We start from the raw sequence: 13,782 nt of genomic DNA on the forward strand, positions 1-13,782 counted from the left end.
TATGGCTGCTCTCTCTCTACGCAACGTCATCAAGCGCTACGGCCATGGGCCGAAAGCCAACCAGGTCATCCACGGCGTGAGCGCCGAGATCGCCGACCATGAATTCATCGTCATCGTCGGCCCCTCGGGCTGCGGCAAATCGACGCTGCTGCGCATGGTGGCCGGCCTCGAGGAAATCTCGGCCGGCGAGATCGCCATCGGCGGCAAGGTGGTGAACCAGCTCGAGCCCTCCGAGCGCGACATCGCCATGGTGTTCCAGAACTACGCGCTGTACCCGCACATGAGCGTGTTCGCGAACATGGCCTACGGCCTGAAGATCGCCAAGGTGCCGACGCCCGAGATCAAGGTGCGCGTCGACAAGGCCGCCAAGATCCTCGAGCTGGGCCACCTGCTCGAGCGCAAGCCGCGCGAACTCTCGGGCGGCCAGCGCCAGCGCGTGGCCATGGGCCGCGCCATCGTGCGCCAGCCGCGCGTGTTCCTGTTCGACGAACCGCTGTCGAACCTCGACGCCAAGCTGCGCGCCCAGACCCGCCTCGAAATCCAGAAGCTGCACCGCGAACTCGGCATCACCTCGCTGTTCGTCACGCACGACCAGGTCGAGGCCATGACGCTGGCACAGCGCATCATCGTGATGAACGGCGGCGTGATGGACCAGTTCGCGACGCCCGAAGAGGTGTACTCGCGCCCGGCCACCACGTTCGTGGCGAGCTTCATCGGCTCGCCGCCGATGAACCTGCTGCGGCACGCACCGGGCGTGCGCCCGGGCCAGATCCTCGGCATCCGCCCCGAGCACATGAAGCTCGACGAAAGCGGCTGGACGGTGCAGGTCGAACAGGTCGAACTGCTGGGCGCCGAGCGCCTGGTGTACGGCCGCATCGGCGAGGAGCAGATCATCATGCGCACCGACGAAGGCGACCACCCGCCGGTGGCCGGCGACACGGTGAAGATCGCCGCGCGCGAAGACAAGCTGCACTGGTTCGACGCCGGATCGGGCAAGAGGGCAGACTGAGCGATGGCCGAACGCAGCCCCTGGCCCTACCCCCGCTGGGTCGCCCACCGCGGCGCCGGCAAGCTGGCGCCTGAAAACACGCTCGCCGCCTTCCGCTTCGGCGCGTCGCATGGCTACCGCATGTTCGAGTGCGATGCCAAGCTCAGCGCCGACGGCGTGGTCTTCCTGATGCACGACGCCACGCTCGATCGCACCACCAACGGCCACGGCATCGGCGGCCAGCAGACATGGGGTGCGCTGTCGCAGCTCGACGCCGGTGGCTGGCACTCGCGCGCCTTCGCGGGCGAGCCGCTGCCCACGCTGGGGAACCTGGCGCGCTTCTGCCGCGCCAACGACCTCCTGCTGAACATCGAGATCAAGCCCACGCCCGGCACCGAACGCGAGACCGGCGAAGTGGTCGCACGCGAAGCCGCGCGCCTCTGGCAGGGCACGGCCGTGCCGCCGCTGCTCACCTCGTTCCAGATCGACGCGCTGAAGGGCGCCCAGGCCGTGCAGCCCGAACTGCCGCGCGGCCTGCTGCTCGACACGCTCTGGAACGGCTGGCTCGACACCGCGCTGAACCTGGGCTGCCAGGCCATCGTCTGCAACCACGCGCTGTGGGACGCCGCCACCGTGGCGCAGGTGCATGGCGCCGGCCTGCGCTCGCTGAGCTACACGGTGAACGACGATTGGGCCGCGCAACGGCTCATCGAGCTGGGCACCGACGGCATCATCACCGACCGGGTCGACCTGTTCAGTCCCGCGGGCTGAGGCTGCATTTCTTACCCGTTCTTACGTCATGGCGGCTTCTATGATGCGGCCATGAATCGGACCTCTCGCCTGGCGGGCCTGCGCCTCCCCGCGCTCCTTGCCGTGTTGACCGTGTGGGCCCTGCTGACGTGCGGCGTCGCCCTCGCGCAGCCGGACGCCAGCATGAACGCCGGCAACGGCAACCCCAACAACAGCGCCAACACCGTGGCCGCCGCTGCGGCCCCGCCACCCACCATCGCCGAGCTGCGCGCGCAGTTCGCCCGCATTGCCCCTTCGGGCAAGGCCAATGCCACGGTCGTTCCGGGCGCCGAAGACGACGCACGCAAGCAGCTCGCGCAGATCAACGAGATCGGCGTGCAGGCCGACAAGTTCGTCGCCGCCCGCACCAGCGAACTCGCCGACCTGAACGCACGGCTCGGCGAGCTCGGCAACCCGCCCGCCGCCGGCGCCACCGAAGACCCCAACATCACGCGCCAGCGCGCACAGCTGACCAAGGAGCGCAATGCGCTCGATGCGGACATCCGCCTGGCCAAGCTGCTGGCGATCGACGTGCGCCAGCGCGGCACCGACGTCGTGTCGCAGCGGCGCCAGCAGTTCGAGGCCGAGCTCACCAGCCGCGCCGCCTCGCCGCTCGGCCGCGAGTTCTGGGACGACCTGCGCGACGCCTGGCCCGACGACTTCGAACGGCTGCAGGCGCTCGGGTCGGCGCTCGGCGACGGCTTCGATCAGGCGCTGCAGCCCGAAAGCCGCACGCCGGTGATCGCCTCGTTCATCGGCGCGCTGCTGCTCGCATGGCTCGGCGTCTGGGCCGCCGAGCGCGGGCTGGCGCGCCTGGCCACGCGCGTGCTGCCGGCCGGGCGGCTGCGCCGCTCGCTGCTGGTGATCGCCATCGTCGCGACGCACGTGCTGCTGGTCGCCGTGGCCGCGCACGGCGTCGTCGAAGTGCTCAAGGCCCACGCCACGTGGGACGCGCAGGCGCGCAAGGCGCTGCAGTCGGCGGCGCAGACGCTGACCTTCATGGCGTTCATCATCGGGCTGGGGCGCGGGCTGCTGGCCACGGGGCGGCCGTCGTGGCGCCTGCCGGCCATTCCCGACCTCACGGCGCAGCGCCTGTCGGCGCTGCCGTGGCTGGTGGCGCTGGTGGCTGCGCTGGCGTGGACGCCCGCCGAGCTCAACGCGCTCATCGACGCCAGCTTTGCCGCCGTGGTGACCACGCACGTGGCGACGGCGCTGCTGCTCACCGCGCTGGTCGGCACCGTCGTGTACCGCCTGAAGGCGCTGCGTGCCGACGCGCCCGACGCCGGCCTGCCGGAACGGCCGATGTGGGTCGGGGTGCTGGTGGCGCTGATCGCGGTGCTGGTCATCACCATCTGGGTGCTGGTGGCCTTCGGCTACGTGGCGCTGGCGAGCTTCCTGGCCTCGCAGCTCACCTGGAGCGGCATCGTCGCGGCGGCCTTCTACGTGCTGTTCAAGTTCGCCGACGACCTGTTCATGGCGGTGGTGTCCTCGCGCAGCGCCTCCGGCCAGCGGCTGCAGAAGAGCTTCGGCCTGGCGCCGCAGACGCTCGACCAGGCGGCCACCGTGCTCTCGGGCCTGAGCCGCGTGGCGCTGTTCTTCTACATGCTGGTCGCATTGGCCGCGCCGCTGGGCACGGGCCCGGGCGAGGTGTTCCAGCGCGGCGGCAAGCTCGGCACCGGCGTGAAGGTGGGCGAGTTCCAGCTGGTGCCGGGCGCGATCCTCAGCGCCGTGGCCGTGGCGGTGATCGGCTTCATCGTGCTGCGGGTGTTCAAGCGCTGGCTCTCGCGCAGCTACCTGCCGAGCACGCAGTTCGAGCCGGGCATGCAGAGCTCGATCACCACGCTGCTGGGCTACGTGGGCGGCATCCTGGTGGTGGCGTTCTCGCTGTCGGCGCTGGGCATCGGCATCGAGCGCATCGCATGGGTGGCGAGCGCGCTGTCGGTGGGCATCGGCTTCGGCCTGCAGGCCATCGTGCAGAACTTCATCTCGGGCCTGATCCTGCTGGCCGAGCAGCCGGTGAAGGTGGGCGACTGGGTGGTGCTGGGCACCACCGAGGGCGACGTGCGGCGCATCAACGTGCGCGCCACCGAGATCCAGCTGGGCGACCGCTCGACGCTGATCGTGCCGAACTCGGAGTTCATCACCAAGACCGTGCGCAACATGACGCTGGCCAACGCCGAGGGCCGCGTGCTGATCCGCCTGCCGATGCCGCTGACCACCGACGCGCAGCGCGTGCGCGAGCTGATCCTCGAAGCCTGCCGCGCGCACGAGGGTGTGCTGGAAACGCCGGCGCCCTCGCTCACGCTCGAAGGCATCGAGAACGGGCTGCTGATCTTCCAGGCCATCGCCTACGTGCCGAGCCCCCGGCTGGCGGGCGGCGTGCGCAGCGACCTGCTGTTCACGATCCTCGATGCGCTCAAGCAGGCCGACCTGCCGCTGGCCACGCCCACGACGCTCGTGATGGCGGCGGCCGCGCCGGTGCTGCCCGCCGAGCCGTCGCCGGCCCCCGCCACGCCAGCGTCGCCGCTGCCGGGCACCACGAGCACCTGAAGCACTCGCCGCTCTATTCGAGCGGCAGTGCCCCCGTGCACTTGATTTCGTTCAGGCACACGCTGGAGCGCACGGCCGACACGCCCGGCATGTGCATCAGCGTGTGCATGAGGAACTGCGACAGCGCCTCCAGGTCGCGCGCGACCACCTTGAGCACGTAGTCGAAGTCGCCGGTCACCGAGTAGCACTCCAGGATCTGCCGCATGTCGGCGATGAGGTCCTGGAACTTGGGCAGCTCGTCGACATGGCCGCGCGCCATCGTGACGTGGATGAAGGCGATCACGCCCAGCCCGATGTGGCGCGCGTTGAGCCGCGCGGCGTAACCGCTGATCAGCCCCAGTTCTTCGAGCCGCCGGTGGCGTCGCAGGCACTGCGCAGGCGACAGCTGGGCCACCTCGGCCAGGTCCAGGTTGGACGCGCGGCCGTGCGCCTGGAGGTGGTCCAGAATCCGCCGGTCGGTGCGGTCGAGTTCGATGATCTGCAATTTCGTCTCTCCATATGCCTCAATGATGCAATTATGTTTCTTAAAGCGGGGAAAGCCCGAGGGGTTCATGCACCTTAATTGTGCAAAGTACGATCTAGACTTCGACGCGCCCGGATGGCGTTGCACCCATCCGGGCCGCTGAATGGCGCCTCCCAGGCTTTGCCGGCGGCTTCGAACGCACCCACACCCCTTTCCCCACCCGGAGACCCTTACGTGAAAAACGCTTTGCTTCGCACCCCCTTCAGCGCCGTGGCCCTGGCCCTCGGCGTGCTCGCCGCCGCACCGGCGCTGGCCGCCGACAAGTCGGTCGCCGTGACCGCCATCGTCGAGCACCCGGCCCTGGACGCCGTGCGCGACGGCGTGAAGGAAGAGCTGAAGGCCGCCGGCTACGAGGTGGGCAAGAACCTCAAGTTCAGCTACCAGAGCGCACAGGGCAACGTGGGCACCGCCGCCCAGATCGCCCGCAAGTACGTGGGCGATGCGCCCGACGTGATCGTGGCCATCGCCACGCCGTCGGCGCAGGCGACCGTGGCCGCCACCAAGACGATTCCCGTCGTGTACTCGGCCATCACCGACCCGGTGGCCGCCAAGCTGGTGAAGAACTGGGAGCCCTCGGGCACCAACGTGACCGGCGTGTCCGACCTGTCGCCGCTCGAAAAGCACATCGACCTGATCAAGAAGGTCGTGCCGAACGCCAAGCGCATCGGCGTGATCTACAGCCCCGGCGAAGCCAACTCGGTGGCCATCGTCACCGCGCTGAAGAAGGCCGCCGCCGACGCCGGCATGACCGTGGTCGAAGCCGCCGCCGCGCGCACGGTCGACGTACCCACCGCCGCCCAGAGCCTGGTCGGCAAGGCCGACGTGATCTACACGCCCACCGACAACAACGTGGTCTCGGCCTTCGAAGGCATCGTGAAGGTGGCCCAGCAGGCCAAGCTGCCCGTGGTGGCCGCCGACACCGCCACCGTCGAGCGCGGCGCCGTGGCTGCACTGGGCCTGAACTACACCGACATCGGCCGCCAGACCGGCAAGATCGTGGTGCGCATCCTCAAGGGCGAGAAGCCCGGCACCATCGCCTCGCAAACCAGCACCAACTTCGAGCTGGTGGTGAACCCCGGCGCGGCCAAGCTGCAGGGCGTGACCCTGTCGGACGCGCTGCTGAAGTCGGCGAAGGTCGTCAGCACCAAGTAAAAGCCGCCCCGGCGGGCTTTTAGCTCCCGGCGCAGGCCGGGCGCGCCAGCCCGCCGACTGCGCTCCCCGGAAGCCCCCATGTCCCTCATTGCTTCGCTGGGCGCCATCGAGATCGGTCTGATTTTCGGACTGGTCGCGCTGGGCGTCTTCATGTCGTTTCGCATCATCAACTTTCCCGACCTCACGGTGGACGGCAGCTTTCCGCTGGGCGCCGCCGTGGCCGCGACGCTCATCGTCGCGGGCTGGAACCCCGCCGCCGCCACGGCCGTGGCCTGCGTGGCCGGTGCCGCCGCAGGCTGGCTCACGGCCTGGCTCAACGTCAAGCTGAAGATCATGCAGCTGCTCGCGAGCATCCTGGTGATGATCGCGCTGTACTCCATCAACCTGCGCGTGATGGGCAAGCCCAACGTGGCGCTCATCACCGAACCCACGGTGTTCAGCATGGTCAGCTTCGGCGGCATGCCCGAGCAGTGGGCCAAGCCGCTGTTGCTGCTGATCATCGTGATCGCCGCGAAGATCGTCGTCGACATGTTCTTCGCCTCCGAAGCCGGCCTGGCGATGCGCGCCACCGGCGGCAACGCGCGCATGGCGCGTGCGCAGGGCATCTCGACCGACTTCCACACGATGGCGGGCCTGGCGCTCTCCAATGCGCTGGTGGCGCTGGCCGGTGCGCTGTTCGCGCAGAGCCAGGGCACGGCCGACATCTCGATGGGCGTGGGCACGATCGTGATCGGCCTGGCCGCCGTGATCATCGGCGAGACCCTGCTGCCCGCGCGCAGCATGGTCATCACCACGCTGGCCTGCGTGCTGGGTGCGCTGCTCTATCGCTTCTTCATCGCGATGGCGCTCAACACCGACTTCATGGGCCTGCAGGCGCAAGACCTGAACCTGGTGACCGCCGTGCTCGTGGCCTTCGCGCTGCTGGTGCCCGCCTACAAGCGCAAGCTGGGCGGACTCTTCAAGGGGAAGAACTGATGCTGCGCGCCCAACAACTCGAAATTACGTTCAACCCGGGCACGCCGATCGAAAACCGCGTGCTGCGCGGCCTGAGCCTGGACATTCCGACCGGCCAGTTCGTCACCGTGATCGGATCGAACGGCGCGGGCAAGTCGACCTTTCTCAACGCGATCAGCGGCGACCTGATGGTCGACAAGGGCCGCCTCGAAATCGACGGCAAGGACGTGACCCGCCTGAACGCCTGGCAGCGCTCGGGCATGGTGGCCCGCGTGTTCCAGGACCCGATGGCCGGCACCTGCGAGGCGCTGACCATCGAGGAAAACATGGCGCTGGCGTGGAAGCGCGGCGAGCGCAGGGGCTTCGGCTTCTCGCTGAATCGCAACCTGCGCGAGCTGTTCCGCGAGAAGCTGTCGATCCTGAAGCTGGGCCTCGAAAACCGGCTGGCCGACCGCATCGGCCTGCTCTCGGGCGGCCAGCGCCAGGCCGTGAGCCTGCTGATGGCGTCGCTGCGGCCTTCGCGCATCCTGCTGCTCGACGAGCACACGGCCGCGCTCGACCCGAAGACCGCGGCCTTCGTGCTGGAACTCACCGCCAAGATCGTCGAAGGCAGCCAGCTCACCGCGATGATGGTCACGCACAGCATGCGCCAGGCGCTGGACTACGGTTCGCGCACCGTGATGCTGCACGAAGGCCAGGTGATCCTCGACGTGGCCGGCGACCAGCGCTCGGGCCTGGACGTGCCCGACCTGCTGCGCATGTTCGAGCAGACGCGCGGCGAGAAGCTGGACGACGACAAGCTGCTGCTCGCCTGATGGACGCAGCGCCTTCTCTGCTCGTGCGCGACATGCGCGCGGACGATCTCGACGCCGTGCTGGCGGTCCAGCTCGCCTGCTACGGCGCGGGGTTCGTGGAGGACGGCGTGCTCATCGCGCGGCGGCTGGCCGCCTCGCCGCGCACCGGCTGGGTGGCCGAGCACGGCGGCGCCGTGCGGGCCTACCTGGCGGCGTACCCCTCGCAGCGCGGCAAGCTCACGCCGTTGCACGGCGACTTCGAGGTGGCGCCCGACGCCGACGCGCTGTACCTGCACGACCTGGCCGTGCACCCCGAGGCCTCGGGGCTGGGCCTGGGGCCGCGCCTCGTGCGCCACGCCTGGGCCCACGCACTGCGGGCGGGCTGGCGGCATTCGACGCTGGTGTCGGTGCAGGCCTCGGTCGGGTTCTGGGAGCGCCAGGGGTATGCGGCCACGGCGCCGGCCGGCGACGAGCAGCAGGCCCGGCTGGCAACCTACCCCGGGCTGTCGATCTACATGGCCCGCCGGCTCGATTAACGCCGGCTCAGCGGCCCCAGCCGCGCATCACCAACCACTGCACGGTGCCGCAGACCGCCGCCAGCGCGGCATAAGTGGTCATCGAGCCGTCGCGGCCCGTGACGATCAGGCCGGCCAGCGAAGTCAGCAGGCCGGCCCCGAAGGTGATCGCCCATTGCATCCACCCGCGCGGAACGCCGGTGCGCGGGCCCCCGAGAAAGCGGCCCACGACCACGAGCACCCCGGCAATGAAAGCCGCAGGTGCCGCAAAATTAAGCAGGTGATTGAAGAGGTCCAGCAAGTCCATGAAGGGCCGTGAGTGAGCACGAAGGCCATGTGGCGGCGCATATGGCTGTCATAGGGAAAGCCATTTGCCCCTCGGCAAACCTCGCCCGGCTGCTGATTTTATAATCATGGAATGTCAGTCTGGGCTCTCGGCTTGAACCACACGACCGCGCCGCTCGATCTGCGCGGTCGTTTCGCGTTCGCGCTCGACCAGATCGCCCCGACGCTGCACAGCCTGCGCAGTTCTTTCGGCAGCAGCAGCCACCCGCAGGTCGAGGCCGCGATCATCTCGACCTGCAACCGCACCGAGATCTATTGCGCCTCCGAGCACATCGCGCTCGACCACACCTTCGGCTGGCTGGCCCAGAGCGGCGGCGTGGCCCCCGCCCTGCTGCGCTCGCATGCCTACACCCTGCACGACGACGAAGCCGCACGCCATGCCTTCCGCGTGGCCAGCGGGCTCGACTCCATGGTGCTCGGCGAAGCCCAGATCCTCGGCCAGATGAAAGACGCCGTGCGCGCGGCCGAAACCGCCGGCGCGCTCGGCAGCACGCTCAACCAGCTGTTCCAGCGCTCGTTCGCGGTCGCCAAAGAAGTGCGCACCGCCACCGAAATCGGTGCCCACTCGATCAGCATGGCCGCCGCCGCCGTGCGCCTGGCCGGCCAGCTGTTCGAAGACCTGCGCACCACGCGCGTGCTGTTCGTCGGCGCGGGCGAAATGATCGACCTCGCGGCCACGCACTTCGCGGCCAAGGAGCCCAAGGCCATCGCCATCGCCAACCGCACGCTGGAGCGCGGCGAAAAGCTCGCCTCGCGCTTCGGCGGCGAAGCCATGCGGCTGGCCGACCTGCCGGCACGGCTGGCCGAGTTCGACATCGTCATCAGCTGCACCGCGAGCACGCTGCCGATCATCGGCCTGGGCGCCGTGGAGCGCGCGCTCAAGACCCGCAAGCACCGCCCGATGTTCATGGTCGACCTGGCCGTGCCGCGCGACATCGAGCCCGAAGTGAAGGCGCTCGAAGACATCTACCTGTACACCGTGGACGACCTCGCCCAGGTCGTGCAACAGGGCCAGGCCAACCGCCAGGCCGCCGTGGCGCAGGCCGAAGTCATCATCGACGCCGGCGTGCAGAGCTTCATGCACTGGCTGGGCCAGCGCGGCACCGTGCCGCTGATCCAGCAGCTGAACGCGCAGGCCGACGAATGGCGCGCCACCGAAATGGCCCGCGCGCGCAAGCTGCTCGCCAAGGGCGAATCGGTCGAGGCCGTGCTCGAAGCCATGTCGCGCGGGCTCACGCAGAAGATGATGCACGGCGCGATGGCCGAGCTGCATGCGGGCGATGCCGCCTCGCGCGAACAGACGGCGCAGACGCTCTCGCGCCTGTTCCTGCGCAAAGAGCGTTAGCGACGACGCTCGCAAATGGCCCGCCGCGCGGGCCGCGGTCTTCATTCATGCGCCCTGCCGCTGCACTGCGGCGTTCCTCCCTCCCATTTTTCGGGCCCCTTCCGTCGTGAAATCCTTTCTGCGCCACCAACTCGAACGTTATGTCCAACGCCTGGGCGAGCTCGACTTCCTGCTCTCGCGCGAAGACATCATGAGCGACATGGCGCAGTACCGCACCATCTCGCGCGAGCACGCCGAGGTCACGCAGATCGCCGGCCGCTACGAGCGCTTCAAGCAGCGCGAAGCCGACATCGCGGGTGCGAAAGAAATGCTCGACGACCCCGACATGGCCGAGATGGCCACGGAAGAAATCGCCGGTGCCGAGGCCGAGCTGGTGCAGCTCGAAGACGAGCTGCAGCGCCTGCTGCTGCCCAAGGACCCGGACGACGCGCGCAACGCCTTCATGGAAATCCGTGCCGGCACGGGCGGCGACGAATCGGCCCTCTTCGCAGGCGATCTGCTGCGCATGTACACGCGCTACTGCGAGCGCGCCGGCCTGCGCTGCGAGATCGTGAGCGAAAGCGCGAGCGAGCTCGGCGGCTACAAGGAAGTGGTGATCCGCATCGTCGGCGACGAGGTGTTCGGCAAGCTGCGCTTCGAATCGGGCGGCCACCGCGTGCAACGCGTGCCAGCCACCGAGACGCAGGGCCGCATCCACACCAGCGCCTGCACCGTCGCCGTGCTGGCCGAGCCCGACGAGACCGTGGCGGTGCAGATCAACCCGGCCGACCTGCGCATCGACACCTACCGCGCGAGCGGCGCCGGCGGCCAGCACATCAACAAGACCGACTCGGCCGTGCGCATCACGCACATCCCGACCGGCATCGTGGCCGAGTGCCAGGACGACCGCAGCCAGCACCGCAACAAGGCCAAGGCGCTGCAGGTGCTGTCGGCACGCATCCAGGAGAAGGACCGCAGCGAACGTGCGGCCAAGGACGCGGCGATGCGCAAGGGCCTGATCGGCAGCGGCGACCGCTCGGACCGCATCCGCACCTACAACTTCCCGCAGGGCCGGCTCACCGACCACCGCATCAACCTGACGCTCTACAAGCTGCTCGCCATCATGGAAGGCGACCTGGGCGATGTGCTCGAAGCACTGCGCGCCGCGCGCGAGGCCGAGCAGCTGGCCGAGCTGGAATCGAGCCTGCCCGCGTGATGACCGACACCACCGCACCGTCCACCGTGGCGCAGGCGCTGGCCGCGGCCGTCGCGCTGGGCGTCGACCGCCTCGACGCCCAGTTGCTGCTGCTGCACGCGCTGGGCCGCCCCGTGAACGACCGCGCCTGGCTGCTCGCGCACGACACCGACCCGTTTCCCGGCGAGGCCTGGCCCGCGTTCGCGCGCCAGCTGTCGCGCCGCACGGCGGGCGAGCCGGTCGCCTACCTGCTGGGCGAGAAAGAATTCCACGGCCTGCAGCTGCAGGTCGACGCCCGCGTGCTGGTGCCGCGCCCCGACACCGAAACGCTGGTCGAGTGGGCCCTCGCCTGCCTCGATGCCCGCCCGTCCCCGCGCGTGCTCGACCTCGGCACGGGCAGCGGCGCGATCGCGCTGGCGCTGCAGCATGCGCGCCCGGATGCGCAGGTCGACGCGGTCGATGCCAGCGCCGACGCGCTCGCGGTGGCCCGGGCCAACGCGCAGCGCCTGGGCCTGCCGGTGCGTTTCACCGAATCGAGCTGGCTCGACGGCGCCGCCGATGGCTACGCGGTCATCGCCAGCAACCCGCCGTACATCGCCGCCGGCGACCCGCACCTGCCCGCGCTGCGTCATGAGCCGACCCGCGCGCTGGTCGCGGGCGCCGACGGCCTCGACGACATCCGCCAGATCATGCGCGACGCGCCCACCCACCTGGCCGACGGCGGCTGGCTGCTGCTGGAGCACGGCCACGACCAGGCCGCGGCGGTGCGCCAGCTGCTGGCCGAACGCGGCTTCGCCGAAGTGCAAAGCCGCGACGATCTTGCCGGCATCGCGCGCTGCTCCGGCGGCGTTTGGCGCACGGTGAAATAATCCCCCCAGCCCACTTTTCTTCAGGAGTCCCCATGTCCGACGCTCAACAACGCATCGACGACCTCGTCAAATCCAACGAACTCGTGCTCTTCATGAAGGGCAACGCCAGCTTCCCGATGTGCGGTTTCTCGGGCCGCGCCATCCAGATCCTCAAGGCCGTGGGTGTCGACACCAAGGCGCTGAAGACCGTCAACGTGCTCGAAGACGACGGCATCCGCCAGGGCATCAAGGAATACAGCAACTGGCCCACCATCCCCCAGCTCTACGTGAAGGGCGAATTCGTGGGCGGCTCGGACATCATGATGGAGATGTACGAGTCGGGCGAGCTGCAGCAGGTGATCGGCGGCGGCGCGTCCGCCTGAGCCCTGCGCTCCCTGTTTGACGGGCGCCGCGCCCCGCGCGCGCCCGAACCCGGTGCCAGTCATGGCACCATGGCGGTCTACAACGTGCCGCCATGACTCTCACCCAAAGCCTGCTCATCATCGCGCTGCTGATCGCGATGAGCGCCTTCTTCTCCCTCGCCGAAATCTGCCTGGCCGCCTCGCGCCGCCTGCGTTTGCGCCAGATGGCCGACGAGGGCGACCCGCGCGCGGAAAAGGTGCTGCGCGTGCAGGAGCAGCCGGGCCACTACTTCACCGTGGTGCAGATCGGCCTGAACGCCGTGGCGATCCTCGGCGGCGTGGTCGGCGAAGGCTCGCTGAGCCCGTACTTCGCGCGCTTCTTCGAAAACTGGCTGAGCGTGGAGGTCGCGGCCAACATCGCCTTTCTCTGCTCGTTCGTGATCGTGATCGCGGTGTTCCTGGTGTTCGCCGACCTGTTCCCCAAGCGGCTCGGCATGAGCAACCCCGAGCAGCTGGCGGTGCGCCTGGTCGGACCCATGCAGTTGCTGATCACCACCTTCAAGCCGCTGGTGTGGTTCTTCACGCGGTGCACCGACCTGCTCTTCAAGCTGCTCGGCATGCCTATGGCGCGCGACGACAAGATCACCTCGGCCGACATCCTTGCCATGACCGAGGCCGGCGCGCGGGCCGGCGTGCTGGCGGTGCGCGAGCAGCAGGTGATTGCCAATGTGTTCGAGCTGGAAACGCGGCTCGTCAGCAGCGTGATGACCGCACGCGACAGCATCGCCTGGTTTTTGCACGACGACCCCGAGTCGGTGCTGCGCGCACGCATCGTCGCCGAGCCGTTCTCGGCCTACCCGGTGTGCGACGGCGACATCGACCATGTGCTCGGTTATGTCGACGCCAAGGACATGTTCCAGCGCGTGCTGAGCGGCCAGCCACTGGCCTTCGACCAGGGCCTGACGCTGCACAAGGCGCTGGTGATTCCCGACCGGCTCTCGCTCACCGAGGTGCTCGAGCAGTTCCAGCAGGCGCGCGAAGACTTCGCGATCATCGTCAACGAGTACAGCCTGGTGGTCGGCGTGATCACACTCAACGACGTGATGAGCACGGTGATGGGCGACCTGGTGTCGACCTCGACGCCCGAAGAAGAGCAAATCGTGAAGCGCGACGAGAACTCGTGGCTGATCGACGGCATCACGCCCATCCAGGACGTGCAGCGCGCACTGCACATCGACGAGTTGCCGCACGCCGAGGAGTACGAAACGCTCGCGGGCTTCCTCATGGTGATGCTGCGCCGCGTGCCCAAGCGCACGGACAGCGTGACCTGGGGCGGCTACACCTTCGAGGTGATGGACGTCGACAGCTACCGCATCGACCAGGTGATGGTCACCAGGGGCTCGACCACTGCCAAGGCCGTGGTCGCCGACTGAGCGATTGCGC

The 13,782-nt window shown here is 68.9% G+C and carries 14 protein-coding genes; 12 read left to right on the forward strand and 2 right to left on the reverse strand.

Translation table 11 applies throughout. From position 1 onward, the window contains the following. Nucleotide 1 precedes the first annotated feature (1 nt). From ugpC to CLU95_RS08840, 3 genes are read left to right on the forward strand one after another with little or no spacing between them, the layout of a single operon-like run. Entirely contained in the window at nt 2-1,009 is a 1,008-nt protein-coding gene (gene ugpC / locus CLU95_RS08830; RefSeq protein WP_099792317.1) for a sn-glycerol-3-phosphate ABC transporter ATP-binding protein UgpC, read from the forward strand. A gap of 3 nt (nt 1,010-1,012) precedes the next feature. Beyond that, a complete protein-coding gene (gene ugpQ, locus CLU95_RS08835) occupies nt 1,013-1,759 on the forward strand; it encodes a glycerophosphodiester phosphodiesterase (RefSeq protein WP_099792319.1) in 747 nt (248 codons plus the stop codon). A gap of 51 nt (nt 1,760-1,810) precedes the next feature. Continuing rightward, nucleotides 1,811-4,327: a DUF3772 domain-containing protein gene (locus CLU95_RS08840; RefSeq protein WP_099792321.1), complete on the forward strand. Its 2,517-nt coding sequence runs from the start codon at nt 1,811-1,813 to the stop codon at nt 4,325-4,327. Between the two features lie 13 nt (nt 4,328-4,340). Here CLU95_RS08840 and CLU95_RS08845 read toward each other — a convergent pair whose 3' ends face one another. After that, complete coding sequence (locus tag CLU95_RS08845; protein WP_056578260.1) at nt 4,341-4,811, reverse strand: Lrp/AsnC family transcriptional regulator; 471 nt, start codon at nt 4,809-4,811, stop codon at nt 4,341-4,343. A gap of 213 nt (nt 4,812-5,024) precedes the next feature. Here CLU95_RS08845 and CLU95_RS08850 point away from each other — a divergent pair, with 213 nt between their 5' ends. The 4 genes from CLU95_RS08850 to CLU95_RS08865 all read left to right on the forward strand — a co-directional run bounded on the left by CLU95_RS08850 (nt 5,025) and on the right by CLU95_RS08865 (nt 8,286). Beyond that, on the forward strand, nt 5,025-6,002 hold the full coding sequence (locus CLU95_RS08850) for an ABC transporter substrate-binding protein (RefSeq protein WP_180288568.1): 978 nt from the start codon (nt 5,025-5,027) through the stop codon (nt 6,000-6,002). Nucleotides 6,003-6,080: 78 nt separating this feature from the next. Beyond that, nucleotides 6,081-6,977 carry an ABC transporter permease gene (locus tag CLU95_RS08855; protein WP_099792325.1) on the forward strand — a complete coding sequence of 299 codons (897 nt, stop codon included), beginning with the start codon at nt 6,081-6,083 and terminating at the stop codon, nt 6,975-6,977. Continuing rightward, nucleotides 6,977-7,771, forward strand: a complete 795-nt coding sequence (locus CLU95_RS08860) for an ABC transporter ATP-binding protein (RefSeq protein ID WP_099792327.1) — start codon at nt 6,977-6,979, stop codon at nt 7,769-7,771. Before CLU95_RS08855 ends, CLU95_RS08860 begins: the two co-directional genes overlap by 1 nt. Then, entirely contained in the window at nt 7,771-8,286 is a 516-nt protein-coding gene (locus CLU95_RS08865; protein WP_099792329.1) for a GNAT family N-acetyltransferase, read from the forward strand. The genes CLU95_RS08860 and CLU95_RS08865 overlap by 1 nt, the downstream gene beginning before the upstream one ends. Nucleotides 8,287-8,293: 7 nt before the next feature. On the opposite strand, the gene CLU95_RS08870 is transcribed toward CLU95_RS08865, so the two are convergent. Next, nucleotides 8,294-8,572: a hypothetical protein gene (locus CLU95_RS08870; protein WP_099792331.1), complete on the reverse strand. Its 279-nt coding sequence runs from the start codon at nt 8,570-8,572 to the stop codon at nt 8,294-8,296. A 111-nt stretch (nt 8,573-8,683) separates the two neighbouring features. On the opposite strand from CLU95_RS08870, the gene hemA reads away from it, so the two are divergent. The 5 genes from hemA to CLU95_RS08895 all read left to right on the forward strand — a co-directional run bounded on the left by hemA (nt 8,684) and on the right by CLU95_RS08895 (nt 13,772). Further along, nucleotides 8,684-9,955, forward strand: a complete 1,272-nt coding sequence (hemA, locus tag CLU95_RS08875; RefSeq protein ID WP_099792333.1) for a glutamyl-tRNA reductase — start codon at nt 8,684-8,686, stop codon at nt 9,953-9,955. A gap of 106 nt (nt 9,956-10,061) precedes the next feature. After that, complete coding sequence (gene prfA, locus CLU95_RS08880; protein ID WP_099792335.1) at nt 10,062-11,150, forward strand: peptide chain release factor 1; 1,089 nt, start codon at nt 10,062-10,064, stop codon at nt 11,148-11,150. Next, nucleotides 11,150-11,998 (forward strand): peptide chain release factor N(5)-glutamine methyltransferase, encoded by an 849-nt coding sequence (prmC, locus tag CLU95_RS08885; protein ID WP_099792337.1) that lies wholly within the window; start codon nt 11,150-11,152, stop codon nt 11,996-11,998. The genes prfA and prmC overlap by 1 nt, the downstream gene beginning before the upstream one ends. 32 nt (nt 11,999-12,030) lie before the next feature. Then, nucleotides 12,031-12,360 (forward strand): Grx4 family monothiol glutaredoxin, encoded by a 330-nt coding sequence (gene grxD, locus CLU95_RS08890; RefSeq protein WP_056578246.1) that lies wholly within the window; start codon nt 12,031-12,033, stop codon nt 12,358-12,360. Nucleotides 12,361-12,452: 92 nt separating this feature from the next. Next, nucleotides 12,453-13,772 carry a hemolysin family protein gene (locus CLU95_RS08895; protein ID WP_099792339.1) on the forward strand — a complete coding sequence of 440 codons (1,320 nt, stop codon included), beginning with the start codon at nt 12,453-12,455 and terminating at the stop codon, nt 13,770-13,772. Nucleotides 13,773-13,782 lie beyond the last annotated feature (10 nt).

The sequence above is a fragment of the Variovorax sp. 54 genome, assembly GCF_002754375.1.
GTDB lineage: Bacteria > Pseudomonadota > Gammaproteobacteria > Burkholderiales > Burkholderiaceae_C > Variovorax.

Bases quoted from the DNA above. Each gene is read 5' to 3' on its own strand.
- ugpC (WP_099792317.1), top strand. From the start codon at position 2: ATGGCTGCTCTCTCTCTACGCAACGTCATCAAGCGCTACGGCCATGGG.
- ugpQ (WP_099792319.1), top strand. From the start codon at position 1,013: ATGGCCGAACGCAGCCCCTGGCCCTACCCCCGCTGGGTCGCCCACCGC.
- CLU95_RS08840 (WP_099792321.1), top strand. From the start codon at position 1,811: ATGAATCGGACCTCTCGCCTGGCGGGCCTGCGCCTCCCCGCGCTCCTT.
- CLU95_RS08855 (WP_099792325.1), top strand. From the start codon at position 6,081: ATGTCCCTCATTGCTTCGCTGGGCGCCATCGAGATCGGTCTGATTTTC.
- CLU95_RS08860 (WP_099792327.1), top strand. From the start codon at position 6,977: ATGCTGCGCGCCCAACAACTCGAAATTACGTTCAACCCGGGCACGCCG.
- CLU95_RS08865 (WP_099792329.1), top strand. From the start codon at position 7,771: ATGGACGCAGCGCCTTCTCTGCTCGTGCGCGACATGCGCGCGGACGAT.
- CLU95_RS08870 (WP_099792331.1), bottom strand. From the start codon at position 8,572: ATGGACTTGCTGGACCTCTTCAATCACCTGCTTAATTTTGCGGCACCT.
- hemA (WP_099792333.1), top strand. From the start codon at position 8,684: ATGTCAGTCTGGGCTCTCGGCTTGAACCACACGACCGCGCCGCTCGAT.
- prmC (WP_099792337.1), top strand. From the start codon at position 11,150: ATGACCGACACCACCGCACCGTCCACCGTGGCGCAGGCGCTGGCCGCG.
- grxD (WP_056578246.1), top strand. From the start codon at position 12,031: ATGTCCGACGCTCAACAACGCATCGACGACCTCGTCAAATCCAACGAA.
- CLU95_RS08895 (WP_099792339.1), top strand. From the start codon at position 12,453: ATGACTCTCACCCAAAGCCTGCTCATCATCGCGCTGCTGATCGCGATG.